Genomic DNA, 23,184 nt, shown 5'->3' on the forward strand with positions numbered 1-23,184 from the left:
GGCCTGCAGGCCGTTCGCTTCTCTCTTTTTTACAGGTGATCGGTATGAATCCTGGCTATATATGTGAATGATATATAGAATATCTATGGATATACCAAACTTTTACATATTATACGTTATATAGCGTGTGTGATAAAGTGTACAAGTAAAACGGAAGTCGTTACAGATTTATGTATGTCCCTATCTTTGAGAGGAGTGTGTATTAATTCATGAGTGAAAATCGCGAAGACTTGAAAGTGGAAGAAGCGGCGGCTCAGAAACTTGGAGAGGCCGGTGCGGGTATTAAGCCGAACGGAGCGGCTCTGTTTCCGTTTGTCGTATTCGTTGCCGTTTATTTGGGTGCAGGCATATTCTTGCAACTGCAAGGAGTGGAAATGCCGTTTTATCAATTTCCGGCACCGCTTGCTTCGATTATCGGTATTATTGTTGCCTTTATTCTGTTGAAGGGTAAATTTGATGATAAATTCAACACCTTTGTCAAGGGGTGCGGTGATCCGGATATTTTGATCATGTGCATGATCTTCCTTTTGGCCGGCGGTTTTGCAACGGTTTGCAAGGTTATGGGCGGTATCGATTCAACGGTCAATCTCGGGTTAACCTATATTCCGCCGCAGTACCTGGCGGCAGGGGTTTTCCTCATTGCCGCTTTCATTTCCACGGCAACCGGTACGTCTGTGGGATGTTGTGCGGCGGTCGGCCCTATTGCCGTTGCCATTGCTGAAAAATCGGGTACCCCTTTGGGGCTCGTTCTCGGCTGCCTCATCGGCGGTGCCATGCTCGGGGATAATTTGTCTATCATTTCCGATACAACTATCGCCTCGACCCGCACGCAGGGGTGCGAAATGAAGGATAAGTTCAAATTGAACTTCTGGCTCACTTTGCTTCCGGCAATTATCACGTTTATCCTTCTTATTGTCTTCGGCGGTTCCGAAGCGGCAGTCAGTGCCGGTGAGCATCCTTTTAGCATCATCAAAATCCTGCCGTACATCGTTGTTCTCGTTACGGCCATCATGGGTGTTAATGTGTTCCTCGTGCTGGTCGGCGGCATCGTTTTAGGCGGTGTCATCGGCATGGCTTACGGTGATATGAACTTCCTCGGTTTTATGCAGGCGATTTACAAGGGCTTCAGCAGCATGTTTGATATTTTCCTTCTCTCCCTGCTGACCGGAGGCCTGGCAGCCATGGTTAATAAAGCGGGCGGTATCGCCTATCTCCTGCATTCGGTCGAAAAATTTATTACCGGCACCAAATCGGCTCAGCTCGGTATTTCCGCGCTCGTGTCCGTTACGGATATGGCTTTGGCAAATAAACGGTATCTATTATTATTAACGGTGAAATGGCAAAACGCCTTTGTTACAGATACAAAGTCGATCCTCGCCGCAGTGCGGCCCTTTTGAGCACGTTTTCGTCCATCTTCCAGGGCCTTATCCCTTACGGGGCGCAGATGCTCATTGTTACGGGATTTACGGCAGGTCTTATCTCTCCTCTCGACGTATTGCCGTATACATGGTTCCTCTATCTTTTGGCAATTTCCGCGGTTGTGTCCGTTTTCATTCCCTTTTCCGACGGCTTTATCAAACGCGATCCGTGGAATTATGAACGGCAGATGGCGCAGAGTAAAGTGGACATGCTGAACCGGTAACTGCGTGTACGGTATCGGTAAGCGTATTTGTCTTATTATGTTTAACGGCGGTATAACGAAATACTGCCCGAACCGAAGCGAGCCGGATTTACAAGGCTCCTGAATGTGTTTTCTGTAAATAAAAGAGCCGGGATATCTCTGCGGTTGAATGCCAAGAGAAATCCCGGTTTTTTGTGCGGAAAAGGCTGCGGATTAAAGTAAGAGAATATCTCTTTATGTTGCCGCGCCCGTTCTCGTATATCCGTCGTTCGGATTAGAACGCCGGTAATACGGAACCGCGGAAATGTTCTTCAATGAATTTTTTAACCGCGTCGGACTGATAGATTTCAACGATTTTCCTGTATGCGGCATTGTCCGCATCTTCGGTGCGAACTGCGATGACATTTGCGTACGGGGAGTTCTTATCCTCAACGATGAGCGCATCGCTTTGCGGGTTGAGTCCGGCGGGAATTGCATAGTTCGTGTTTACGCAGGCAAGATCCATGTCGTCGAGGGACCGGGCGATTTGTGCCGCGTCGAGTTCTACGATTTGGAGATGCTTCGGATTTTCGACGATGTCCTGAACCGTCGCGTCAACAGTTTTGCCGTCTTTCAGTTTAATGAGCTTTGCCTGCTGCAAAAGAAGAAGAGCACGAGCGCCGTTTGTCGGATCGTTCGGTATCGCCGTTTTGGCACCGTCGGCTGTTTCGTCGAGGCTCTTGTATTTATGGGAGAAAATGCCCATGGGCAGAATAATTGTTTTGCCGATAGATGTTAAGGTAAGCCCTTGTTTTTTTACGACGTTGTCGAGGTACGGCTGATGCTGGAAGGAATTCATATCCAAATCCTTCTGAGAAAGTGCCGTGTTGGGCTGCACATAGTCGTTGAATTCAACAACTTTTAACGTGATGCCTTGTTTAGCCGCTTCTTTGGCCACTTCTTCCATGACTTCCGCATGAGGGCCGGCAGTTACGCCGATTTTAATTTCTTGCCTGTCCGCCGAACCGCCGTCCGAGTTGCCGCAGCCTGCCGCAAATGCGGCAGCGGCCGCGATGAGGAGTAAGGCAAGACCTTTTTTCCAATACAATTTCATAGATACAACATCCCTTTCATAATATAGTGTACGCGGCCGAAAAAAAGCCGTCATACAGATGACGGCTTTTTATACTGTGCTCATTCATCTGCCGGCATACGCCGTTGGAGTTGGCACCTTCCCGTTGACGGGGGTTGCCGCAATGTCATCGGGCCATATCCCTCGATTGCTCTTGATGAAACTATATTCAATTAGTTGAGGCTCATTCTAACATCGAATGAGTAACCTGTCAATAAATTTTATCGGGAAAAGTGTTTTTTACCCGAACTACGTATGACCTTCGGATCCATGGTGCTTTTAATGGGTGCATGAGCGTCTTTCGCCCTGCCGACGTGAACTTTCCATATACGCATTTTGCGCGATCTCATGTTTGTCGATTAAGCGGTCGTCGATGTTGTCTGTATAAGTATAGACTTTGATGGAATGATTCCGCTGTATCCGCTTAGTTGATACAAGTCGTGTGATTAGCTTGTTTTGCGAAGCGGCTTAAAACCGGCTCTTCTTTTTTGTATAAAGGAGCTGTTATGTCACAGCCCCTCCTTTTGCGTGTCCTGATACGGGTATCAGGAATTCCGACTAAAGCAGGGAAAGGTGTGTGGTAAAATAGAAAAGATGGGGAAGGGAATTTTTGAAAAGGAGACTGCCTGATCATGAATATCATAGATGCCCACAGTCATTGTATATTTCCGGAATATATTGATTTACTGGCAAAATACAAAGCTCTGCTTGAAGACGGATTTCCACTGCCGAAAGACTGGTCCATTGAAAAACAATTGGAACTTATGGATGAGGGGAATATTTCCTGGTCGATGCTCTCTCTTTCATCGCCGCATCCATATTTCGGCAACAAGAAAGAAAGTATCCGAATATGCCGTCAAATCAATGAGAAACTGGCTGAAGCAAAAAGAAAGTATCCGGACCGGATTGGCTTCGGCGCCTGTTTACCGTTGCCTGACGTAGATGCTGCCATAGAAGAAGCTGTCTACGCGTTGGATATCCTCGGTGCCGACAGTATCAAACTGGGCAGCAATGCAAGGGGGCAGTATTTGGGAGATCCCGCTTTGGAACCGCTTTTTGAGAACTTGGATAAAAGGCATGCTGTTGTGAATATTCACCCGCATCGGCCGGAACCGCAAAAAGAAGGGATTTTTACAGCCGGACCGGTACCTGTATTTGAGTTTCTCTGCGATACTACACGTGCCGTTTTGAATATGGCAGCCCACGGAGTCATTGAACGATATCCGCATATAAAAGTAATCGTACCGCATAACGGATCTTTTTTGCCCAACATATATGATCGGCTGAAAGGCGTGGCGGGGCTCCTTATATCACAAGGACTCATGGATCCGTTTGATGTGGAGAAAAGCTTTTCCATGTTCTACTATGATACTTCCGGCAATCCCGTCCCGGTTTTACTGAAATTTCTGCTTAATATAGCGGATCCGAGCCATATCCTGTATGGAACGGATTATCCGTTCACACCGAAGGAAACGGTTCTTGATAATCTCCGAACACTTGAGGAGTATCTTGAAAATGAGCCGGCTCTCAGCCCCTATAAGCATATGATTTTACATGATAATGCGATCAGGTTGTTTAATTTGAAAATCTGACAGCTGTAAGGGTGTGCACGGTAACGATGAAAAGATTTTAAACATACCGGAGAAACCGGCATTTATATATCTTCCCGTATTTTGCTCATTGTGCAGATTCAACATGCACAATACGCCGTCTGTCCTGCCCCGGCGTATTGGCGCAGTTCCGGCAGTCCGCACGGCCGCGGGCATAAAAATTGTCCGTGTATTCGATACTTATCGGGGCGATGACCGCTTTCATCAGTTGTTACGGAACCGTGCGGATATCTCCGGCCGCATACGTAAAATATAGTGTTTCACACCGGCAAAAACCATACACTTGTTGTTAAAAATAACCAAGACGAATAGTAGGAGGCTTTTTATAAAAAAAATGCATGCAACTGTCAAAAAAAAGAAGGGTGTCACTCTTTATAATGAGAACAGTTGTCCTCGCATTCGACGAAAGCATACAATATATGGAAAGTATCCATGTAAGGGGATTAACACTATCCGGGCAGAGACAGGCCGTATTGCATGAACATTGTACCAGCTTGTATTTTTTATCCGTTTCTTTGAATGATTTTTGATATAAGTTATCATATATAAATGGGATAACTATGCTGTTTATAACGGCCCGGCAATGATTGACAAACAGGCGGCGCCGTGTAATAATTATGTCAACGAAAGGTCGTCAAGCCCTTCGAGTGAATACTATTACGGAGGTGAAAATCATGCATGTAGTTTCCGATGAATGCGTAAAATGCGGTGCTTGTGCCGGCACTTGCCCGACAGGCGCTATTACTGAAGGCGAAACGAAGTACGTTGTAGGCGATGCTTGCATCGATTGCGGAGCTTGTGAATCCGTATGTCCTACAGGAGCTATCACAGCTGGATAATAGCAATATATACATGGACCGCCGTGTTATAACACGGCGGTTTTTGTGTGTCCGATTGTATTTTCCCCCGTTCTGTGATAGGATAAAATCGTTCTGACAGTGACGTAAGATTTTGTCCGGAGGAGGAAATTCTGTGGCAGTTTTTATTATCGCCATTATCGTTTTATTGGCGGACCAGGCCAGTAAATATGCTGTTGTACAGCATATGATGTTACACGAGTCAATTCCGGTTATACCGGGATTTTTTCATATAACTTACATTTTAAATAAAGGGGCCGCTTTCGGCTTCTTGGAGAATAAACGGTGGCTTTTTGTGGCTGTAGCGGCATGTCTTTTTGTTCTCTGTGTTATTTTCCGCCGATATTTGCCGCAAAGCAATCTTGTGTATACGGGCGTGGGTTTTCTCCTGGGAGGGGCTCTGGGTAATGCGGTGGAGCGATTTTTCTTTGGCGCCGTAACGGATTTTTTTGATTTTCGTATTTGGCCCGTCTTTAATGTTGCCGATATAGGTATTGTTGTCGGCGTATTTCTTTTGTTAGTGTATTGTTGGACTCACGGTTCGGATTAAGGCGGTAGAGGATGGAAACAAAGATATTGACTGCTACGGAAACGGATCAAGGCTTGCGTGCGGATGTATATATAAGCAGGGCATTGGACATATCGCGCTCTTACGGCGGCAGCCTCATCAAAGGCGGTAAGGTGACTGTCGGTGATAAGGCTGTAAAGGCGAATTATAAAGTTGCCGCGGGAGATAAATTTGCGGTCGTAGTGGAAGCGGCGACGGCTTTTTCCGTTGAACCCGAGAATATTCCTTTGGATATCGTTTATGAAGACCGACATATCATTGTTATCAATAAGGCCCGCGGCATGGTCGTTCATCCGGCGGCGGGCAATCCGGACGGTACTCTTGTCAATGCGCTTCTCTACCACTGCGGGAAAGAATTGTCCGGCATAAACGGGGTTATTCGTCCCGGTATCGTGCATCGGCTGGACAAAGATACGTCCGGGATTATGGTGGCGGCGAAGACGGATATGGCCCATAAAGCGTTGGCCGAACAAATAAAAGCGCACTCGGCGCGACGTACGTATAAGGCGCTTGTGCACGGTAATATCGTTGAAGCAAAGGGGCGTATCGAAGCCCCAATCGGCAGACACCCGAAAGATCGCATTAAAATGGCCGTCAATCTTAAAGACGGCAGGGAAGCGGTTACACATTTTACGGTACTTGAGCGGTACGGTGATTATACCCTTATCGAATGCCGGCTGGAAACGGGCCGGACTCACCAGATACGCGTTCACATGGCTTATATCGGACATCCCGTCGTTAATGATCCGCTTTACGGGCACACGCGGGATAATTTTCCCATAATCGGGCAGGTACTGCATTCATGCACATTGGATTTGGCGCACCCTGTGACAGGGGTCCCGCTGCATTTTGAAGCGCCTGTTCCTGACGACTTTGCGGGAGCTGTTGCCCGTGCTGAACCGTGAGGCTGAGATGTTACAGTATAAAACTCTCTTATTGGATGAAAAAGCCATCGACAGAGCCGTTCGACGCATTGCACACGAAATAATCGAGCGGAATAAGGGGCTTGATGATACGCTTCTTGTCGGTATTCATACGCGCGGTGTGCCGTTGGCACAGCGGTTGGCAAAAGAACTGGCCGCTATTGAAGGTATACTCGTGCCGGTTTATGATCTCGATGTATCGGCGTACCGCGATGATCAAAAAAAATCGGATATACGCCGTGTCGGCAAAGCCCGGTCCCGTTTTGCCGCAGACGGCAAGACGATTGTCCTTGTCGATGATGTCCTCTTTACGGGCCGCACGGTCCGTTCGGCTTTAAATGCCGTCATGGAGCTGGGCCGTCCCAAGTTTATTGAATTAGCCGTTCTTATTGATCGCGGTCATAGAGAACTGCCCATTCGGGCCGATTATGTCGGGAAGAATGTACCCACCTCGCTGCGTGAGATCGTTTCGGTACAGCTTACGGAAACGGATGAACAAAATCAGGTTGTTTTATGTGAAGAAGTACGCCCGTAAAGGAGTGCTTCTTTTGCCTTTATAAGGAGAAGTATGAAAGCATTGCGTAATGTACTGATTGTTCTGATCATATTGGCCGGAGCCGCCGGCCTTTATGCGGGAGATATAGCATATAACGAATTTATGGAAGCCCCGTGGGATCAGGTGCTGGGTATTAAAAACCATAAGGGAGCCGTTACCGCCGTGCGGGAGAAAGAAAAAAACGACGGATGGGAAGCCGTACAGATAAACAGTGACGACGGGCTTATTCTTCGGGGCACATATATTGCCGCCGCGCAGGCAAGCGAAAAGGCGGTTATTCTTCTGCACGGACTTTACCAAAACCGTTCTATGTGTATTCCCTTCGTCGACATGTATCATACACGGGGCTATAATGTCCTTATTGTTGATCAGAGGGGCCATGGTGAAAGTCAGGGTGAAGGTACGACTTGGGGAATCCGTGAAACTGATGATATGGACGGCTGGGTACGGTGGCTTAAGCAGCGGAAAAAACAGGAACGGATCGGTCTGCACGGCGTTTCTCTCGGGGCGGCCATGGCTCTTTTATATGCCGGCAGTGAAAAAGGAAAGGATACGGCCTTTGTTATAGCAGACAGTTCATACGGTAATATTATTGATTTGGGCCGTGAGAAAATTGCCGCCCGGCAGGGCGGTCGTGACCTGGTTGTCGGGTATAATATATTGCTGCCCTTCTTTCAGGCGGCCATGTTTCGGCATACGCGCAAGACGGTTGCCCGGATCGAACCGTCACAGGCCGTAAAAGCGCTGACTGTACCCGTTCTTTTCCTACATGGAGAAGACGACGGCCTCGTACCGTCAAAGACTGCGGAACAGCTTTATGCAATGTGCGGGAGCCCACGGAAATATATTTATTTATTCCGTAATTCCGCCCATGCCGTCGGCGTGGAGACAAACTATGCCGAATACGTGAAAACGGTAGATGACTTCCTGGATGGAACGGAAGATAACTGAAAAGTGAAATAAAATAACCGGGGACATCATTTTTGTGATGTCCCCGGTTCTGCTTGGCGGAGTGGGAGAGATTCGAACTCTCGCAAGCCTTACGACCCCTAACGATTTAGCAAACCGTCCTCTTCAGCCTCTTGAGTACCACTCCACGAGTGCTGACTTAAACAGTATACACTGGCAATCATTTTATTGTCAAGACAATACGGCGGGGCAGGGGGCTTAACCTTTCGCAGGGCGGGATCCGGGATTATTGAAACTTATGCTGCGAAGTTACCTGATAATTACGTTAATAAATGTTCTACCGCCTGTACTTTTTTCTCCATCATGCCCGTATGTCCGGGACGTACGTCGGCTTTCATGATAACTTCCGTGCGGATGCCCTGTCCGGCAAGGTGGAACGTACATTTTTTGACGACCGCCATAACGTCGTCCCACTCTCCCTCGACTTCCGTAAACATTGAATTGGTACGGTTTTTAAGACCTGAAGCGCGAATGATTTTGACGATTTCCGCTACATACGGGGCGTATTCGTCTCCCGTACCGCAAGGGGCGATGCAAAGGGCGATTAATGTGTTCATGCGAGCACCTCCATGGTAAATTCCGATGCGGCCATGTCGTCGGCCGTCACATAGTATAAATTATCAATAAAATGTTCTTTAAATGACGCCGGGCCGTGAGCCGTTTTTGCCGCTGCCGTACCGGCTAAATTATAAGCTGCGTGCCGCAGAAAGCCGCGATGAGCGGCGAAACAACGGCGGCATATACGGCAATGACGCCGCCGAGTGAACAACCGCAGCCGGTGATGCGTTCCATCATGGGAGAACCGCCGTTACAATAAAGCGCGCAAGTACCGTCCGTGATCAGATCTTCCGCGCCCGATACGGCAACGGCACCGCCCGTAAAACGTGCCAGAGAAACGGCCGCGTCCAGGGCTGTGCGGACCGTGTCCGTTGAATCGACACCGCGCACCTGGGACATGGCGGAACCGCCGTTCAGGCCCCAGAGGCCCGCCAGGGCGATAATTTCCGATGCATTGCCGCGAATGATTGCAGGCGGGCAGTTTCTGGCTGTTGACAGGAGTTTTGTCCGCAGCTCGCCGAGACCGACGGCGACCGGATCGAGGACCCACGGCTTGGCCGAGCGATGTAATTGTACCATCGCGGCAGGGACGGTCCGTTCATGAACCGGTAAGAGAGTGCCGACATTAATGTACATGGATTGGCCGGCAATGGCTAATGCCGTACCCTCATCGGGTAAATAGACCATGGCGGCGGAACCGCCGACGGCGAGCTGCGCATTGGCGACAAAATCAATAGTAACAAAATTTGTAATCGAACCGGCTAAAGGCGTCGTTTCGTGTACTGCCGTCACGGCAGCCGCAGCTTGCGTTCGCAGCTCTTTTTCTGTAAGCATAAAAACACCTCGCTATCATCATCTGACTACATTATAGTAAGATATCCGTGAGTACGCAAATAAGCCGTTCAGTTGCTTTTTAATCTCCGGTTTTATATAATAATAACTGATTATCGAAGTAAGATGTCATTGCCTACGGCAATAGAAAAACAGGAGGAATGACGAGTATGTGGAAAAGAAAAGTAGCCGCGCTCTTGACAGTTTTTTCTGTATGCGGCGCTGTTGCCGGCGCTGCCGATTATACAATTTTAGAAAAAACGGAAAAAGTGGAAACCAGCGTTTACGGGACAACTCAATCCGGTTCGTTGAACAGCCGTATCGCTGCACTTGATAAACTGTTGAACGGGTCTGATTCCGTGTCCGGCAGCATTGATGCGAAGACCGATGAATTATACAAAGAGGTTTACGGCAATACAGGCTCCGACCTGTCTATGATGGCGGCTGTTAACATGATGCAGCGCCAGTATTCGGGATCCGTTACGAACGATTCTCTTGTGACGCGTGTGGGTGAACTTGAAGAGGGTATTAACGGCAAGGCGGGTACCGGTTCTTTGCGCGGCCGTGTGGCTTCACTTCGTTCCGTTATGCTGGGGAATAAGAAATTTGTGTCTCAAGTTGTCACCGTTCCGGCAGGGACGGTTGTGGAACTGATCAACGAAGATCCTATTGAATCGAAGACGCTTACGGAAGGAGATCGCCTTACCTTTTCCGTTGCCGAGGATATTATGATCGGTGATGTTGTCGCTATTCCCCGCGGGATGCAAGCGGACGGTACTGTAAGCAAAGCTCGTAAAGCGGGCCGTTTCGGTCGCGACGGAAAAATTGAAATCACATACGATTCCGTCCATGCCGCAGACGGTTCGCCTGTCGCTCTTGTCGTAGGGGAAAAGACGAAAGAACAGTATAAACGCACTGCCGGTGCGGTCGGAGCGTCGGCGGCCGGAGCGATTATCCTTGGCCCCGTCCGGTCTTGTAGGCGGTCTTTTTGTCAAAGGACATGACGTGAATATTCCGGCAGGCTCAACCATGTATGCTGAAACGGATCCCGATACGGATGTCGTCGGCTTCAAAATAGAAGGAAAAACGGAAAATATGGAAACGGCCGATATGGCTGCGCGCGGCGTCGTTGTTTCTTCTGCCGATGAAATGGAAGATATGATCGTGCCCGTGACCGCTGTACCGGAACCGAAAGCGGAAAAGACGGCTGAAACGGAAGAATCTCATGTTTCTCAGACGGAACCTGCCGTTGCGGAAAACGGCTCCGACGGTATCCGGCCCGTTGATTTAGATGATTCCGATGACGAAACAATCATTACTATTACCCCGACTAAGCAGTAGGTATACAGGTGGTTCAGATGAACAAACGACTGACCGCGCTGGTCATGGCTTTAGCCGTACCCTTGACGTTTTCAGCCAATGCTGCTGACCGGACGGGGACGGATCAATCACACATAAAAAATACGCCTGTCGGAAAAAACGGCACTGCGACGGCTGTTTTTCCCGTAGATCTGGATGCTGTCAGTGCGAAGGAAAATACAATGCCTCAGCCGGCAACGAAGGTCGAGGCCGATACCCTGTATGTCCGTAATCCGGACGGATATATGCAGGGGCGCGGCAATGTTGATGTTACGCGTGGCACCGATGAAATACATACGGGGTTTATTACGGGCAATTCCAAAACGCAGGTTTATGAAACAAAAGGGCCCACCATTTATATAAGCGATGACCAGGTTGTTACGGCTGACGGTGCTATTTATGATGCCGCTCACGGTACCGCATCGGTTGACAAAGTGGACGGTTATGCGCTGAATGTCAATTCGGCCCTGTATTTTCGCGGCGAAGGGGCAAAGCTTGCCGACGGCTCCGTATATATGAAGCACGGGCTGATAACAACTCCCCATGCCGTTGCGAAAACACCGGATTATTATATAACGGCTGATGATATTCATATTTATCCCGGGGAAAAATACACTGCCGAAAACACGAAATTATGGTTTAAACATATCCTCATACTGACGTACGGGCATTATGAAGGGACTCTGGATAAAGAAGAAAGTACACACCCCTGGTTTTTTTCACTCCTGCCCAGACCGTCCTTTAACAGTAAAGACGGCTTTGGCGTAAAAGGTGATGCTCAGTTTCCGCTGTCAGCGGATAAATCGGTACAACTTAACGCCGAATACAGGATTTCTACAAAACGCGGTTTTAAACCTACTCTTACGGTGGTTAAATATTCTCCTGTCGGCAGATTTTCTTTCGGATATAGTAAAAGCGTCAGCAGTGTGACTGATAACGATGATTATATCTGGGTTACCAAATGGCCCGAACTGACATATAATACCCCGTCGTTCAGGCTCGGCAGTACGGGCCTGACGATGAACGGCTCCGCGAGCTACGGCAAGTGGGAGGAGAGCGGTGTCGGCAAAGGTACGCACAAAGGAATATCCGTCAGCATATCTCATGATCCGATCCGTCTGTGGAAGGGAGCGGCTCTCCATCTGTATGCGGGGTATCGAAAAGATTGGTATGAAATCGGCCATAATATCCGCAAAGACCCTTATTGGGGCGCTGTATTGAAACAGCAGATTTCAGACCGGTTTTGGACAAGCATCTGGTATAAGCAGCACCATATTTCAGGGGCAACACCCTACGGTTTCGACTCCATCGGCTATCCGCATCAAGCCGGTATTCTGTTCGGATATGCCGTCTCGCCCCGTGACGCGTTTATTTTCTCTTTATCCAGAGAAACGGATAATAATCATATTGACTATCGTAATTATACATGGGTTCGCGATCTTCACTCGTTTATCGCGACTATTACGTACAAGCAGGTGCAGAAACAGTGGGAAATTAAAGTTACGGCAAAGGATTTTGAGTAATCTGTGAACTGTGGCAGGTGTCCCGTCTGTTACAGTTTTTCCTTTCGGGAATCAACACTGAAAGAGTGTTGATTGTAACGCATTCCTGTGCTATACTGCGTGTAAGAGGACAGGGGTCTTCTGAAGGAGTGATTGCGATGAAAGTTGAAGAAGGTACGATCGTATCCGTTTTTGCAGACGGATCGGCAGAAGTAAAAGTAGGCCGTCATTCGGACTGTATTGCCTGCGGTGCATGTGAAGGCGCAAATGATATTGTCGTTACGGCTTTGAATCCTGTGAATGCGCAGGAAGGACAGCATGTGAAATTTGAGTTCCACGACACCAATATTGTTGTCGGAGCCTTTATCTGTTTCGTTATGCCTCTTCTTCTGGCGGCAGCCGGCGCGGTTATCGGTTACTTGGTCAGCGTTTCGGCAGGTACGGAACAAGTACAAAGTGAGGTTATCGGCGCCGTTATTGCTTTCCTTATCGGTTTGGGCGGCGTCAAGTATTTTGACCGCTCATTATCAAAAAATGAAAAATCGAAACCGAAAATTATTGAGATTATTACAGCCTGATACGTAAAAAGCCTTGTTTTTCAGGAAAGGCCTGAAAGACAAGGCTTTTTTATAGCGGTTAACCGATGAAACCGAAGGTATACGCCAATTCAATACAGCCGCAGAGGATGAAAAAGAGAGCCGAAAAAAATTGAATCCGTTCGGATGAAATATGATTGTTAATAAATGTACCCGCGAGAACTCCGAGACTGTCGGCCGCAACCATACCGAGAGTCGTACCGATAATAAGGGGGCCCCACGCCCCGAAGCGGGCCGCAATAGTGATGGCGGCAAGTTGTGTTTTATCCCCCGTTTCAGCGAGAAAAAAGGCAATGGCTACCGTCCAGAAGGGGTTGATAAAGGTCTTCTTTTCTTTGAATTTTTCTTCTCTTTTGTTGCTGAACAGCGTGCTTGCGCCGAAGGCAAGAAATGCGGCGGCAGCGGCGATATGAATATACGCCATGTTAATGGCCGAATTCAAGTATATACCGATGAGAATGGCAACGAGATGGTTCAGGATTGTAGAGAAGAGCACGGCGAACATAACGGTCTGCCATCTGTATTTTGCCGCAAAGGTCATGACGAGAAGCTGCGTTTTATCACCCAACTCGGCGAGAAATACCATAATGAATGCTGTGATAAATGCGGTCATAGCGGGAAAATCTCCTTTATTGCGGCAACCTTTCGGAACGTTTCACGATCGTTCCGTTTTTCAGACGCAATGATAAAATTTCAAGCGCGCCCGCCGTATCCGTCAGCGTGCCTCTTTCAATAAGCGCCTGTTGGGACGGGATGAGCGGGTTTAAGAGAAATTGTGAGGTTATGGGGGAACTGCTCTTATAAATGCTGATATGCAGGTCCGCCGTGTAGAGAAGTGCGCCGTCGCTGTTGCGGCGTAATGTATACCGACAAAGAACGTCGTCGATGTCGCCGTTTCCCTGCGGGTAAACAGGTGCATATTGAAGACGCAGGAAGGTTTTTCCGTCGCCCGGATCCTTCTGAAGAGAAGAATTGACAGCCTCTATGCTCACGTAGCAGTTCATTCTGCGGACTGTATCTTCATTATATGTATCAAGGGCTTTTTCATACGCTTTGTTTACGGCTGTCAGAAAGGCGATACTGTCGGCAAGGCCGGTTATATGCCATGAAGCGTTGCTCTTTTCTAATAGAATTGTACAGGGGATGGTTGATCTGATAAGGTCGTTGTATAAATAAACGGTTATTTTCGCTTTGCCGGGTGCCGTCTCTTTACTCATGCCGCGGGAACTGTAATGCCATCCTTTCAGGGGAACGGAAAAACCGAAGCTGTGCAGGATGTCGCTTGCGGCGTTTGCTTTAGTTCCGTCCGGATCGTATTCGGAGGAATTGTTCAGACCGTCCGCCAAAAGCGCATGAAGATCGATTTCAAAAGCGGATCGAGCCGGCATTCCCGTGAGTTTCAATATAGTCGCAAACGCGTCGCCTTGCTGGCGCTTTACCAAGTCATCGAAGAGGTCGCGGGCGATTTTCCTGTCGTGTACAAGCTCGAAAAATCCGGCCTCGTCACCGTTGTCAAACGATGTGATGACACGGCCTAGCGCATAGTCCGGCGTCTTTTCGTATAGCTCATGACGGGAAAGCACCGCAAAAGCAAGGCACAGCACAATCACCAGGACAGAACTGATTGTACGCGCGTCGACAAGACTTGTGCTCGGCTTTGTCACCCCGAAAACCTTCTTTCTGTTAAATAAAGATTATTTATACATGCTGCATAACAAATTACATTATAACACAGAAGGTACCGTTTGTGGTTTATATACGTTTAGTCAAATGTAGTCAAATGAACTTTGTGCCGGAGACGGAGGATATATGCATGGTAATAATTCACGATTTGACAAATGACAGAGAAATAGAAGCGCAGGAGGAACAGACTTTAGCATCGGTCTGTCCTTCGGTATCGGGAGAAACTGCATGGCCTGTTGCAGGCGCCTATTATCATGACGAATTTGTCGGCCTTCAGGAAAAAGTCGGTGCGGGAGGCGCCGTTCGCTGGGTGCCTCTCAATTCACTTGCAGGGAATCAGGCCCTTGTCAGGAGCTGTATCCTTTTGCTGGTATGTGCCGTAGCGGATGTGTTTCCCGGCGGGACCGTCAAGGTGCGGCACGCTCTCCGCAAGGCTCTGTATTGTGAACTCAATACGGGACGTACGCTGACCGGGGCGGATGTCGTTCGTATCAAAGCCCGCATGAACGAACTTGTTGAGGATAAAGAACCGATTGAGCTGATCGGTTCCGTTGAAAAGACGGTGAGTGAAACGTGCCGACAAATTATACGGTGAGCAGGACGCCGAACAGGCCGGACATGTTGTTGCCGGGAATATTGCCGTATACCGCTGCGGTGATGTAACCGATTGTTATATGGGACCGCTTTTACCGGATATGGGCTATATTACGCGTTTTAACTTGCGCCTTTACGGTTCCGGGGTGATTCTGGAGACTCCCGAACCTGAAAATCCGCAAACACTTCCTGTATACAAAGATATTCCCAAAATGGCGCAATTGTTTTTGGAGGCGGAAGAGTGGGGACGTATCGTTCACTGCGAATATGCAGCCGACTTGAACCGGCACATCGCCGAGGGAACAGTTCATACGGTAATTGACATGTCCGAAGCTTTACAAACAGAAAAAATCAGGGCGGTCGCCGATACCGTGTTTTTCCGGCGGCCGTCGTTCAAGGTGGTTCTCATTGCGGGCCCTTCATCATCGGGCAAGACAACCTTCTGTAAGCGGTTACAGGCGTACCTTAGGGCAGCCGGATTAAAACCGCTTGCCCTTTCTTTGGATGACTATTTTTTTAATCGTGAAGACACGCCGAGGAACCCGGACGGTTCGTATGATTTTGAATCACTTAGGGCGGTTGATATTGAACTCTTCAATAAGCAGATCCATGAACTTCATCAGGGGGTGCCCGTGCATCTGGCACGCTTTGATTTCATGACGGGTAAACGCTGTTATGATAAAGATGCGACGCTAATGCCGGCAGGCGGACTGATCATGGTGGAAGGACTGCATGCGCTCAATGACTCGCTGACGTATATGTTGCCGCGTGATGAGAAATTTAAAATTTCTCTCGGCGTGTTGACTCAAATCCGCATTTTCGACCATAATCGCATACCTACCGCAGATACTCGTATTATCAGGCGTATGATTCGTGATTACAGATTTCGCAACTGCGGACCTGAACGGACTTTGGACATATGGCACGCAGTGCGGCAGGGCGAAGAAATTAACATATATCCCTATCAGGAAGATGCGGATATTCTCTTCAACACGGCCTTGCCTTACGAACTGTCCGCCATGAAATCGTATGCCGAGCCGTTACTGACGACAGTGAAGGCTCAAAGCCCGTATTATGCGGAAGTGAAGCGTCTTCTCCATGTCCTTGGTTCCTTCAGGCCGGTAGAGAGTAATTTGGTGCCGCGTAACTCGATTCTGCGCGAATTCATCGGCGCACAGTCGGACGGGAGGAGTGAATAATGATTTGACAAAGAAAGGCCGCGTGGCTATAATAATATAGTCGAGGTAGAAAAGATGAGGATTCAAGTCGAAAATGCGCGTAAAGAGGAAGGAACGCAATTCCCCTTTTCTTTTGTACAGCCTGCGTCTCAACTGGGCAATGTGGAAGACATGCCTTGGCACGACAGCGGCATTGCCGTTTCGGGCAGCTATTGGTTCGACGGTGTTCATCTCCGTGTGGAGGGTACGGTCGGAACGACAGGTGTCTATACATGCGGTCGTTGCCTGACGCCGGTTGAGATAGAGCGAAAAGAAGCACTGTCGGAAGTCTATGGTACGGAAGCCGAGCTTCCTGACGATGTATCTCCTTATAACGGGGAATACATCGATTTGACAGAAACTGTTAGAGAACTCCTGATCCTAAGTGAGCCTATGAAAGTCTTGTGCCGGTCTGATTGCGCAGGCCTTTGTCCTGAATGCGGGGTAAACCTGAATGAAGGTGCCTGCAGTTGCCGTATTGACGGAACAGACCCGAGATTAGCGATTTTAGGCGACTTATTAAACCGAGAACACTAAATTCGTACCAAGCTTTTAAGGAGGTGCAGATAATGGCAGTACCGAAGAACAGACTATCCCAAACACGCCAAAAACGGCGCCGCGCTAACTGGAAATTGACGGCTCCAGGATTCGTGGAATGTCCGCAATGTCATGAAGCAGTTATGCCTCATCATGTGTGCCCCACTTGCGGGTTCTACAAAGGAAAGCAAGTTGTAAACAACATGTCTGCCGAATAAGAAGTGAAAGAGTGTGCCTTGGGCATGCTCTTTTTTAATGTTAATGCCGCCTTTATAAGTGCCGTCCGGTATGAATACCTGGTATGCAGGGCGACGGATATGCAATACCCGTTTACAAATGACAAAAAGAGTTGATGCACCGGACAGGCGCATCAACTCTTTGTTACTCTCTGGCCATATAGCCGATGCCGCGGATGGTGGCGACATAGGCATTATCTTTGGTTTGCCGTAATTTGCTGCGTATATAGCGGATATATACGTCGACGACATTGGTCGTTCCGAGGAAGTCGTAACCCCAGACCTGCTCCAATATCTGGTCTCGTGAGAGTACAGTGTTTTTATTGCGGATAAGAAAAGCGAGGAGATTGAACTCCCTGTTTGTCAGGGAAATCCGCTCATCTTCCAGATATACATCGCGGCTGTCCAAGTCAATGAGGAGATCCTTTAGAGTCAGGGTATGATGAAAGTTGTTGCACACGGGCCGGCCGTTATAGAGCAGCGCGCGTAAGCGGACAGCTAATTCCTGGCAGTTAAAGGGCTTTGTCAGATAATCATTGGCGCCGTAATCGAAAAGCGGTAACCTTTGTTTTTATATCGTCCAGCTCGGAGAGGATTATAATGGGGATAGACGATATATTGCGGATTTCTTTGCATAAGAGAAGCCCGTTTATATCAAGCAGTAAAATGTCGAGAATAATCAGATCAAACCGCTCTTCGGCCAGGTGATTCAAGGCGGAGAACCCGAGCGTATCAACGGTGCAAACGTAGTTTTCACGGGCTAAATTATCACGGATGCAGGTTGCAATATGCTTGTTGCCTTCTATTATCAGAATTTTCTTGTCCATTTTCCATGTAACGCCTCCAGTACTTTTACGTTTCCGGATCCGTTTACTGATTATATTATACTTTAATGAGAAACGGTAAGATACGGACGTATCGTTTATAGCGATATAAAGCCGGATTATTATTATATAGCATAGCAGCCGGAAACGTATTCCCGTTTATTTTTCCGAAAGAGGCATGATAAAGAGAAATGCCGGGAAACTAAGACGGTTTGATTCTGTGCGGGAATACGGCGGATTTTGATAAAAGAAAATGAATCATAGAGGTTGATAACGCAGTTGTTCGGATTTTCCCCGGAACGGGCAGTAAACCGGGTCTTCCCATAGCCCCCAATGCCTGTTCTGTGGTATAATAACTAAGTTACGGAGAGGAGGTTTTTTATGAGAGCAATGGGAATAGATCCGGGGACGGCGATTTGCGGTTTCGGCATTGTCGATTCTGACGGAAGCCGCTTGACCCCCGTTACGTACGGAACGGTACAGACCACGCCGGACCGCAGTGACGCGGACAGACTGGTAACGATTTATAACAGTCTCCATAAGCTCTATGAAAAGTACAGTCCCGATATTATCGGTGTGGAACAGCTCTTCTTCAATCGAAATGTTACGACGGCTATTACTGTCGGACAGGCGCGGGGCATTATCCTGCTTACGGCGAAACAGGCAGGCATTCCCGTTATGGAATTTAGCCCGTTACAGGTGAAACAGGGAGTTACAGGTTACGGCAGGGCGACTAAAGAACAGGTCATAGATATGACGATGCGGCTTTTGGGTATCCGGAAAAAAATAAAACCTGATGATGCTGCCGACGGTTTGGCTATGGCAATTTATGCCGTTTACTCCAGCCATTCCCGGCAGCTGAACAGAAAGGTGCAATTATGATCGGATATGTAAAAGGCATCGTTACGCACATCTTTTTGAGTTCCGCTTTTGTCAATGTGCACGGCGTAGGCTATCGTGTGCATGCTCCCGTCTCGACGTTGTCACGGCTTGCCGTGGGGGAGGAAGCCCTTTTGTTCACGTATATGAATGTGCGTGAAGATGCCGTCGTTCTTTACGGATTTTTAACGCAGGATGAATATGACCTCTTTATGCTCCTCATCGGAGTAAACGGTGTGGGGCCGAAAGTGGCTAACGGAATTTTAAGCGCGGATCGTACGGACAGGCTGCGTCTTGCCGTCGCCAATAAGGAAATCGGCGTGCTCACGAAAATGCCCGGTATCGGTAAAAAAACGGCTGAGCGCATAGTTTTGGAATTGCAGGATAAGATCGGCACGGGCGACGGTGCTGCAGGTACTGCCGCGTCTGCCGAACCTGCAGTATCCGGTATCGGAGATGAAGTGACCGCTGCCCTTACGGGCCTGGGCTATTCGGTACAGGAAGCGGGTCCTGTCGTAGAACGGCTGGCTCCCGATTATGAAACTGTCGAAGACTTGCTCAGGGCTTGCTTGCGTGCCTTAGGCACGGGGAGGTAAAAGTGGAAGAACAGCGTATTGTTGAAATGGACGATTTGCCCGGCGATTCGTGGCAGTACAGTTTGCGGCCCCACTATTTAAATGAATATATCGGTCAGGAAAAGGCGAAAAAAAATCTGGAAGTCTTTATTGCAGCCGCTAAAATGCGCCGTGAGGCATTGGATCACGTACTTCTGTACGGCCCGCCGGGCCTCGGCAAAACGACGCTTGCCGGTATTATTGCCAATGAACTGGGCGTAGGCTTCCGCATCACGTCCGGTCCCGCTATTGAACGGGCCGGAGATCTGGCGGCGCTATTAACGAATCTCCAGGAACGGGATGTTCTTTTTATCGATGAAATACACCGCCTGTCGCACAGCGTTGAGGAAGTTCTCTATGCAGCCATGGAGGACTATGCCCTGGATATCGTTATCGGCAAAGGACCGAGCGCCCGATCCGTGCGCATCGACCTGCCTCCCTTTACTCTCGTCGGGGCGACGACACAGGTAGGACGCCTGGCTTCGCCGTTGCGCGATCGTTTCGGCGTTATCAGCCGGCTGGACTTTTACCGGCCCGGAGAACTTGTGCTGATCATTAAACGTACGGCCGATATATTGAACGTACAGCTTGACGATACCGGCGCTTTGGAAATTGCCGGCCGTTCCAGGGGCACGCCGCGTATTGCCAACAGACTCCTGAAACGCGTCCGAGATTTTGCTCAAGTTGCCGAGGCCGGCACGATTACGAGGGAATTGGCGGGAGAAGCGTTACATCGTCTGGAAGTGGACAGCTGCGGTCTGGATAGAACGGATCGGCGGGTATTACAAGCTATCATTGAAAAATTTAAACGGCGGCCCCGTCGGGCTGGATACGATTGCCGCGGCTATCAGTGAATCTGTTGACGCGGTGGAAGACGTGTATGAACCCTTTCTCATGCAGCTCGGGTTTTTAAACAGGACTCCTCGCGGGCGCGTAGTCACCGCGGCGGCATATAAACATCTCGGTATGCCTGCGCCCATGAACGGCGATGACGGTAAGGGGCAGGCCCTTTTTTAGGAGCGCTTATGGCAAAACTGTTGATTTTTATCGGATTGATTTGCATTGCCGCCGGCGTTATATACCATGTGGCGGATCATACGGGTATAAGCCGTTTCCTCGGTAGTCTTCCGGGCGATATACGCATAACACGGGGAAATACGACCTTCTATTTTCCCGTTGCCACGTCTGTTGTTATCAGTATTGTCGCATCACTTGTTGCCGCCGTCTTTTTGCGGCGATAAGGGAGGAGGGAATAATAATGAAGCGGTATAAACAAATCCTCGCTGCGGGGGCGGCAGCCTTTTTCCTGCTGAGCCCGGCGGCAAGCGTCCTCGCGGGGGCCCCTGATACCGTCGTCCGTATCGGCATTCGTGAAGGCCAGACTTCCGTTGCCGTTGCCGGCCCTTTTGGTGTGGGCGTGTACAGAAACGGCTCTTTATGGAAGAAATATCCGGCACGTAAAAATATCAATATAACATACGGCGATAAAGGAATAACCGTGGACGGTGCCGCAGCCGGCGGCAGTGTCCTTCTGCGCTCCTTGGACGCGCGGGGCGCTTTGAAAATCAGCAACGGATATTCCTATCGCGGTGATTTGGAAGTCATCAAAACACCGCAAAAGCAAGGACTTACCGTCGTCAATGTCGTTCCTGTCGAAAAATATCTCTATGGCGTTGTGGGCAAGGAAATGTCCCCGTCATGGAGCATGGAAGCATTGAAGGCGCAGGCTGTGGCGGCCCGGACCTATGCGATTTCTCATAAAGGGTATTTTAAGAGCCGCGGCTTTGATATGACCGATGACACGAACAGCCAAACTTATGCCGGCGTCAACGGTGAAGCGCCGTCCGTGTTAAAAGCCGTTAAAGCGACGCGGGGCGAGATACTTACGTACGGCGGCAAGCCTATTGAGGCATTTTTCAGTGCCAATGCCGGCGGCTGGACGGAACACACCAAAATGTCTGGGGAAATAAAATACCTTATCTACGCGGCGTTTCCGACAGCGCCGATAAAATGCCCGAATACAGATGGTCCGTTACGGTGACGCCGGAACGGTTGGCCGCCGCTCTGGCAGCGGCGGGTAAAAATGTCGGTGCGATTAAGTCCATTACACTGACACCGTTGGCAAAACGGCCGATGGCCGTGCCGGATCGCGGTGTTTCCGGCAGGGTCCTCTCCCTGACCGTAAGCGGTTCGGCCGGTCAGGCGAAAATAACGGGAAATTCTTTCCAGTCCATGACATGGTCTAAGAGTACACTTTTTGATTTCTATCAGGGCAACGGCAATCCGCCCGATCCGGATAAGGCAAAGGCCGCCCGCAGCAACGTATTCCCCGTAAAAGCGGGAACTCCTCTTACCATCTACGGTTTCGGCTGGGGCCATGGCCTCGGTATGAGCCAGTACGGCGCCTACCAGATGGCCAGGGAGCACGGTGAGGACGCCGCGTTTTACAGAAAGATACTCTCCCATTATTATACGGGGACGAGTCTGTCAAAGTTGTATTAAGGAGTAGATTGATTTTGAAATTGTCGGACTTTTCATATGAACTGCCGCAGGAACTGATTGCCCAACATCCTGTCGAACCGCGTGATGCGGCTCGGCTCATGCTGTATGACCGCGTAAGCGGGGAAGTGGAACACGCTCGTTTTTATGATCTCGTCGATGCGCTTAAGTCCGGCGATGTGCTTGTTTTTAACGATTCCCGGGTTATACCGGCGCGCCTGTACGGGACGCGGGTGCCTACAGGCGGTAAGGTGGAAGTATTATTGCTGGCCCCTGTCGGCGAAGATATGTGGGAAGTTCTTGTTAAGCCGGGTAAAAAAGCCTTGCCGGGAACCGTCATTTCTTTTGGCGACGACCTGACGGGGACCGTCCTTAAACGAACCGATTTCGGCGGCCGCATAGTGCAATTTAAATACACCGGCGTTTTTGACGACATAATCGGACGTATCGGTGAAATGCCGTTGCCGCCGTATATTCATGAAAAACTTGAAAACCCGGATGATTATCAGACTGTATATGCCCGCGAAAAGGGATCCGCCGCGGCGCCGACGGCAGGCCTGCATTTTACCGAGGCACTGCTCGACAGGATTCGCGCCAAAGGTGTGGAAACGGTATTTGTCACCTTGCATGTAGGGCTCGGTACATTCCGGCCGGTTGGAGAAACATTGAAGACCATGTCATGCACAGCGAATTTTACAGCATTATGCCGGCAGCCGCGGCGAAAGTGAACAGGGCAAAAGATGAAGGGCGACGTGTTATCGCGGTCGGGACGACGTCGATTCGAACACTGGAAAGCGCCGGTTCAAACGGCCGTGTCGAAGCCGGAGCAGGACGGACCGACATCTTTATTTATCCCGGATACACGTTTCGCGTTGTAGACGCGCTTGTAACGAATTTTCACCTTCCCGAATCAACCCTGCTCATGTTAGTCAGCGCCATGTCGAAACGGGAAAAAATTCTGCGCGCTTATGAAACGGCCGTTCGTGAAAAGTATCGTTTTTTCAGCTTCGGCGACGCCATGTTTATACACTAGGAGGTAC

28 protein-coding genes, 1 tRNA gene, 2 pseudogenes and 1 riboswitch are annotated in these 23,184 nt (G+C 49.2%); of the genes and pseudogenes, 23 read left to right on the plus strand and 8 right to left on the minus strand.

The annotated features are described in order from the left end of the window. Positions 1 to 209 precede the first annotated feature (209 nt). Positions 210 to 1,397 (plus strand): Na+/H+ antiporter NhaC family protein, encoded by a 1,188-nt coding sequence (locus HMPREF0080_RS01360; RefSeq protein ID WP_006789313.1) that lies wholly within the window; start codon positions 210 to 212, stop codon positions 1,395 to 1,397. Continuing rightward, positions 1,337 to 1,642, plus strand: a complete 306-nt coding sequence (locus tag HMPREF0080_RS10405) for a hypothetical protein (RefSeq protein ID WP_245527182.1) — start codon at positions 1,337 to 1,339, stop codon at positions 1,640 to 1,642. The genes HMPREF0080_RS01360 and HMPREF0080_RS10405 overlap by 61 nt, the downstream gene beginning before the upstream one ends. 253 nt (positions 1,643 to 1,895) lie before the next feature. On the opposite strand, the gene HMPREF0080_RS01365 is transcribed toward HMPREF0080_RS10405, so the two are convergent. After that, positions 1,896 to 2,714: a MetQ/NlpA family ABC transporter substrate-binding protein gene (locus HMPREF0080_RS01365; RefSeq protein ID WP_006789315.1), complete on the minus strand. Its 819-nt coding sequence runs from the start codon at positions 2,712 to 2,714 to the stop codon at positions 1,896 to 1,898. A gap of 81 nt (positions 2,715 to 2,795) precedes the next feature. Next, positions 2,796 to 2,896, minus strand: a riboswitch (SAM riboswitch). 468 nt (positions 2,897 to 3,364) lie between these two features. Between HMPREF0080_RS01365 and HMPREF0080_RS01370 the strand changes: the two genes are divergently transcribed. From HMPREF0080_RS01370 to HMPREF0080_RS01395, 6 genes are all read left to right on the plus strand, one after another. Continuing rightward, on the plus strand, positions 3,365 to 4,324 hold the full coding sequence (locus HMPREF0080_RS01370) for an amidohydrolase family protein (RefSeq protein ID WP_006789316.1): 960 nt from the start codon (positions 3,365 to 3,367) through the stop codon (positions 4,322 to 4,324). A gap of 635 nt (positions 4,325 to 4,959) precedes the next feature. After that, positions 4,960 to 5,181, plus strand: a complete 222-nt coding sequence (locus HMPREF0080_RS01375) for a DUF362 domain-containing protein (protein ID WP_342610072.1) — start codon at positions 4,960 to 4,962, stop codon at positions 5,179 to 5,181. A gap of 133 nt (positions 5,182 to 5,314) precedes the next feature. After that, positions 5,315 to 5,749: a signal peptidase II gene (lspA, locus tag HMPREF0080_RS01380; RefSeq protein WP_006789320.1), complete on the plus strand. Its 435-nt coding sequence runs from the start codon at positions 5,315 to 5,317 to the stop codon at positions 5,747 to 5,749. Between the two features lie 11 nt (positions 5,750 to 5,760). After that, positions 5,761 to 6,672 (plus strand): RluA family pseudouridine synthase, encoded by a 912-nt coding sequence (locus HMPREF0080_RS01385; protein ID WP_006789321.1) that lies wholly within the window; start codon positions 5,761 to 5,763, stop codon positions 6,670 to 6,672. 7 nt (positions 6,673 to 6,679) lie between these two features. Beyond that, the gene (pyrR, locus tag HMPREF0080_RS01390; protein WP_040346807.1) at positions 6,680 to 7,225 is read left to right on the plus strand and encodes a bifunctional pyr operon transcriptional regulator/uracil phosphoribosyltransferase PyrR; all 546 of its coding nucleotides are present in this window, start codon (positions 6,680 to 6,682) and stop codon (positions 7,223 to 7,225) included. Between the two features lie 33 nt (positions 7,226 to 7,258). After that, positions 7,259 to 8,197, plus strand: a complete 939-nt coding sequence (locus HMPREF0080_RS01395; RefSeq protein WP_006789323.1) for an alpha/beta hydrolase — start codon at positions 7,259 to 7,261, stop codon at positions 8,195 to 8,197. A gap of 54 nt (positions 8,198 to 8,251) precedes the next feature. Here the strand turns inward: HMPREF0080_RS01395 and HMPREF0080_RS01400 are convergent. The 3 genes from HMPREF0080_RS01400 to HMPREF0080_RS01410 form a co-directional block, all read right to left on the minus strand. Beyond that, positions 8,252 to 8,342: transfer RNA gene (locus HMPREF0080_RS01400), tRNA-Ser, on the minus strand. Between the two features lie 133 nt (positions 8,343 to 8,475). After that, positions 8,476 to 8,772, minus strand: a complete 297-nt coding sequence (locus HMPREF0080_RS01405; protein ID WP_006789324.1) for an MTH1187 family thiamine-binding protein — start codon at positions 8,770 to 8,772, stop codon at positions 8,476 to 8,478. Positions 8,773 to 8,896: 124 nt separating this feature from the next. Continuing rightward, positions 8,897 to 9,607: a hydroxyethylthiazole kinase gene (locus HMPREF0080_RS01410; RefSeq protein ID WP_006789325.1), complete on the minus strand. Its 711-nt coding sequence runs from the start codon at positions 9,605 to 9,607 to the stop codon at positions 8,897 to 8,899. Positions 9,608 to 9,774: 167 nt separating this feature from the next. On the opposite strand from HMPREF0080_RS01410, the gene HMPREF0080_RS01415 reads away from it, so the two are divergent. The 4 genes from HMPREF0080_RS01415 (at position 9,775) to HMPREF0080_RS01425 (ending at position 13,043) form a co-directional block, all read left to right on the plus strand. Further along, positions 9,775 to 10,608, plus strand: a complete 834-nt coding sequence (locus HMPREF0080_RS01415; RefSeq protein ID WP_245527183.1) for a hypothetical protein — start codon at positions 9,775 to 9,777, stop codon at positions 10,606 to 10,608. Next, complete coding sequence (locus HMPREF0080_RS10410) at positions 10,562 to 10,945, plus strand: hypothetical protein (RefSeq protein WP_245527184.1); 384 nt, start codon at positions 10,562 to 10,564, stop codon at positions 10,943 to 10,945. The genes HMPREF0080_RS01415 and HMPREF0080_RS10410 overlap by 47 nt, the downstream gene beginning before the upstream one ends. Before the next feature lie 17 nt (positions 10,946 to 10,962). Next, a complete protein-coding gene (locus HMPREF0080_RS01420) occupies positions 10,963 to 12,486 on the plus strand; it encodes an LPS-assembly protein LptD (RefSeq protein ID WP_006789328.1) in 1,524 nt (507 codons plus the stop codon). A 137-nt stretch (positions 12,487 to 12,623) separates the two neighbouring features. Beyond that, positions 12,624 to 13,043, plus strand: a complete 420-nt coding sequence (locus HMPREF0080_RS01425; protein WP_006789329.1) for a SoxR reducing system RseC family protein — start codon at positions 12,624 to 12,626, stop codon at positions 13,041 to 13,043. Between the two features lie 58 nt (positions 13,044 to 13,101). On the opposite strand, the gene HMPREF0080_RS01430 is transcribed toward HMPREF0080_RS01425, so the two are convergent. Both HMPREF0080_RS01430 and HMPREF0080_RS01435 read right to left on the minus strand, forming a co-directional pair. Then, positions 13,102 to 13,674, minus strand: coding sequence for a TMEM165/GDT1 family protein (locus HMPREF0080_RS01430; protein WP_006789330.1), 573 nt, complete (start codon positions 13,672 to 13,674; stop codon positions 13,102 to 13,104). A 16-nt stretch (positions 13,675 to 13,690) separates the two neighbouring features. Continuing rightward, positions 13,691 to 14,725, minus strand: coding sequence for a hypothetical protein (locus HMPREF0080_RS01435; protein WP_006789332.1), 1,035 nt, complete (start codon positions 14,723 to 14,725; stop codon positions 13,691 to 13,693). Positions 14,726 to 14,874: 149 nt separating this feature from the next. Here HMPREF0080_RS01435 and HMPREF0080_RS10415 point away from each other — a divergent pair, with 149 nt between their 5' ends. Genes HMPREF0080_RS10415 through rpmF form a run of 4 tightly spaced genes read left to right on the plus strand, consistent with a single transcriptional unit; the run spans position 14,875 to position 17,310 of the window. Beyond that, the gene (locus HMPREF0080_RS10415; protein WP_245527185.1) at positions 14,875 to 15,339 is read left to right on the plus strand and encodes a hypothetical protein; all 465 of its coding nucleotides are present in this window, start codon (positions 14,875 to 14,877) and stop codon (positions 15,337 to 15,339) included. Continuing rightward, complete coding sequence (locus HMPREF0080_RS01440) at positions 15,311 to 16,537, plus strand: nucleoside kinase (protein WP_006789334.1); 1,227 nt, start codon at positions 15,311 to 15,313, stop codon at positions 16,535 to 16,537. Before HMPREF0080_RS10415 ends, HMPREF0080_RS01440 begins: the two co-directional genes overlap by 29 nt. Positions 16,538 to 16,591: 54 nt before the next feature. Then, positions 16,592 to 17,092, plus strand: a complete 501-nt coding sequence (locus HMPREF0080_RS01445) for a YceD family protein (protein ID WP_006789335.1) — start codon at positions 16,592 to 16,594, stop codon at positions 17,090 to 17,092. Between the two features lie 32 nt (positions 17,093 to 17,124). Then, positions 17,125 to 17,310: a 50S ribosomal protein L32 gene (rpmF, locus tag HMPREF0080_RS09355; RefSeq protein ID WP_071777883.1), complete on the plus strand. Its 186-nt coding sequence runs from the start codon at positions 17,125 to 17,127 to the stop codon at positions 17,308 to 17,310. Between the two features lie 163 nt (positions 17,311 to 17,473). On the opposite strand, the gene HMPREF0080_RS10420 is transcribed toward rpmF, so the two are convergent. Both HMPREF0080_RS10420 and HMPREF0080_RS10425 read right to left on the minus strand, forming a co-directional pair. Continuing rightward, positions 17,474 to 17,788, minus strand: coding sequence for a winged helix-turn-helix domain-containing protein (locus HMPREF0080_RS10420; RefSeq protein WP_006789337.1), 315 nt, complete (start codon positions 17,786 to 17,788; stop codon positions 17,474 to 17,476). A 73-nt stretch (positions 17,789 to 17,861) separates the two neighbouring features. Then, complete coding sequence (locus HMPREF0080_RS10425) at positions 17,862 to 18,155, minus strand: response regulator (RefSeq protein ID WP_006789338.1); 294 nt, start codon at positions 18,153 to 18,155, stop codon at positions 17,862 to 17,864. Between the two features lie 378 nt (positions 18,156 to 18,533). On the opposite strand from HMPREF0080_RS10425, the gene ruvC reads away from it, so the two are divergent. The 7 genes and pseudogenes from ruvC (at position 18,534) to queA (ending at position 23,177) form a co-directional block, all read left to right on the plus strand. Further along, the gene (gene ruvC / locus HMPREF0080_RS01455; protein WP_006789339.1) at positions 18,534 to 19,034 is read left to right on the plus strand and encodes a crossover junction endodeoxyribonuclease RuvC; all 501 of its coding nucleotides are present in this window, start codon (positions 18,534 to 18,536) and stop codon (positions 19,032 to 19,034) included. Continuing rightward, positions 19,031 to 19,627 (plus strand): Holliday junction branch migration protein RuvA, encoded by a 597-nt coding sequence (gene ruvA / locus HMPREF0080_RS01460; protein ID WP_006789340.1) that lies wholly within the window; start codon positions 19,031 to 19,033, stop codon positions 19,625 to 19,627. The genes ruvC and ruvA overlap by 4 nt, the downstream gene beginning before the upstream one ends. Positions 19,628 to 19,653: 26 nt before the next feature. Next, positions 19,654 to 20,662: pseudogene (gene ruvB / locus HMPREF0080_RS01465) on the plus strand (Holliday junction branch migration DNA helicase RuvB). A gap of 8 nt (positions 20,663 to 20,670) precedes the next feature. Further along, the gene (locus HMPREF0080_RS01470; protein ID WP_006789343.1) at positions 20,671 to 20,886 is read left to right on the plus strand and encodes a DUF2905 domain-containing protein; all 216 of its coding nucleotides are present in this window, start codon (positions 20,671 to 20,673) and stop codon (positions 20,884 to 20,886) included. Positions 20,887 to 20,903: 17 nt separating this feature from the next. After that, a complete protein-coding gene (locus tag HMPREF0080_RS10430; protein ID WP_006789344.1) occupies positions 20,904 to 21,686 on the plus strand; it encodes a SpoIID/LytB domain-containing protein in 783 nt (260 codons plus the stop codon). After that, positions 21,656 to 22,147, plus strand: coding sequence for a hypothetical protein (locus HMPREF0080_RS10435; protein WP_245527186.1), 492 nt, complete (start codon positions 21,656 to 21,658; stop codon positions 22,145 to 22,147). The genes HMPREF0080_RS10430 and HMPREF0080_RS10435 overlap by 31 nt, the downstream gene beginning before the upstream one ends. Positions 22,148 to 22,161: 14 nt before the next feature. Further along, positions 22,162 to 23,177: pseudogene (queA, locus tag HMPREF0080_RS01480) on the plus strand (tRNA preQ1(34) S-adenosylmethionine ribosyltransferase-isomerase QueA). The last annotated feature ends 7 nt before the right edge of the window (positions 23,178 to 23,184 follow it).

Source organism: Megasphaera geminata F0357, assembly GCF_000239275.1.
GTDB lineage: Bacteria > Bacillota > Negativicutes > Veillonellales > Megasphaeraceae > Megasphaera > Megasphaera geminata.

What these genes read in the sequence shown, in the direction of transcription:
- HMPREF0080_RS01360 (WP_006789313.1), top strand. Translation starts at nt 210, where the DNA reads ATGAGTGAAAATCGCGAAGACTTGAAAGTGGAAGAAGCGGCGGCTCAG.
- HMPREF0080_RS10405 (WP_245527182.1), top strand. Translation starts at nt 1,337, where the DNA reads ATGGCAAAACGCCTTTGTTACAGATACAAAGTCGATCCTCGCCGCAGT.
- HMPREF0080_RS01365 (WP_006789315.1), bottom strand. Translation starts at nt 2,714, where the DNA reads ATGAAATTGTATTGGAAAAAAGGTCTTGCCTTACTCCTCATCGCGGCC.
- HMPREF0080_RS01370 (WP_006789316.1), top strand. Translation starts at nt 3,365, where the DNA reads ATGAATATCATAGATGCCCACAGTCATTGTATATTTCCGGAATATATT.
- HMPREF0080_RS01375 (WP_342610072.1), top strand. Translation starts at nt 4,960, where the DNA reads ATGTCAACGAAAGGTCGTCAAGCCCTTCGAGTGAATACTATTACGGAG.
- HMPREF0080_RS01385 (WP_006789321.1), top strand. Translation starts at nt 5,761, where the DNA reads ATGGAAACAAAGATATTGACTGCTACGGAAACGGATCAAGGCTTGCGT.
- pyrR (WP_040346807.1), top strand. Translation starts at nt 6,680, where the DNA reads ATGTTACAGTATAAAACTCTCTTATTGGATGAAAAAGCCATCGACAGA.
- HMPREF0080_RS01395 (WP_006789323.1), top strand. Translation starts at nt 7,259, where the DNA reads ATGAAAGCATTGCGTAATGTACTGATTGTTCTGATCATATTGGCCGGA.
- HMPREF0080_RS01405 (WP_006789324.1), bottom strand. Translation starts at nt 8,772, where the DNA reads ATGAACACATTAATCGCCCTTTGCATCGCCCCTTGCGGTACGGGAGAC.
- HMPREF0080_RS01410 (WP_006789325.1), bottom strand. Translation starts at nt 9,607, where the DNA reads ATGCTTACAGAAAAAGAGCTGCGAACGCAAGCTGCGGCTGCCGTGACG.
- HMPREF0080_RS01415 (WP_245527183.1), top strand. Translation starts at nt 9,775, where the DNA reads ATGTGGAAAAGAAAAGTAGCCGCGCTCTTGACAGTTTTTTCTGTATGC.
- HMPREF0080_RS01420 (WP_006789328.1), top strand. Translation starts at nt 10,963, where the DNA reads ATGAACAAACGACTGACCGCGCTGGTCATGGCTTTAGCCGTACCCTTG.
- HMPREF0080_RS01425 (WP_006789329.1), top strand. Translation starts at nt 12,624, where the DNA reads ATGAAAGTTGAAGAAGGTACGATCGTATCCGTTTTTGCAGACGGATCG.
- HMPREF0080_RS01430 (WP_006789330.1), bottom strand. Translation starts at nt 13,674, where the DNA reads ATGACCGCATTTATCACAGCATTCATTATGGTATTTCTCGCCGAGTTG.
- HMPREF0080_RS10415 (WP_245527185.1), top strand. Translation starts at nt 14,875, where the DNA reads ATGGTAATAATTCACGATTTGACAAATGACAGAGAAATAGAAGCGCAG.
- HMPREF0080_RS01445 (WP_006789335.1), top strand. Translation starts at nt 16,592, where the DNA reads ATGAGGATTCAAGTCGAAAATGCGCGTAAAGAGGAAGGAACGCAATTC.
- rpmF (WP_071777883.1), top strand. Translation starts at nt 17,125, where the DNA reads ATGGCAGTACCGAAGAACAGACTATCCCAAACACGCCAAAAACGGCGC.
- HMPREF0080_RS10425 (WP_006789338.1), bottom strand. Translation starts at nt 18,155, where the DNA reads ATGGACAAGAAAATTCTGATAATAGAAGGCAACAAGCATATTGCAACC.
- ruvC (WP_006789339.1), top strand. Translation starts at nt 18,534, where the DNA reads ATGAGAGCAATGGGAATAGATCCGGGGACGGCGATTTGCGGTTTCGGC.
- ruvA (WP_006789340.1), top strand. Translation starts at nt 19,031, where the DNA reads ATGATCGGATATGTAAAAGGCATCGTTACGCACATCTTTTTGAGTTCC.
- HMPREF0080_RS01470 (WP_006789343.1), top strand. Translation starts at nt 20,671, where the DNA reads ATGGCAAAACTGTTGATTTTTATCGGATTGATTTGCATTGCCGCCGGC.
- HMPREF0080_RS10430 (WP_006789344.1), top strand. Translation starts at nt 20,904, where the DNA reads ATGAAGCGGTATAAACAAATCCTCGCTGCGGGGGCGGCAGCCTTTTTC.
- HMPREF0080_RS10435 (WP_245527186.1), top strand. Translation starts at nt 21,656, where the DNA reads ATGCCCGAATACAGATGGTCCGTTACGGTGACGCCGGAACGGTTGGCC.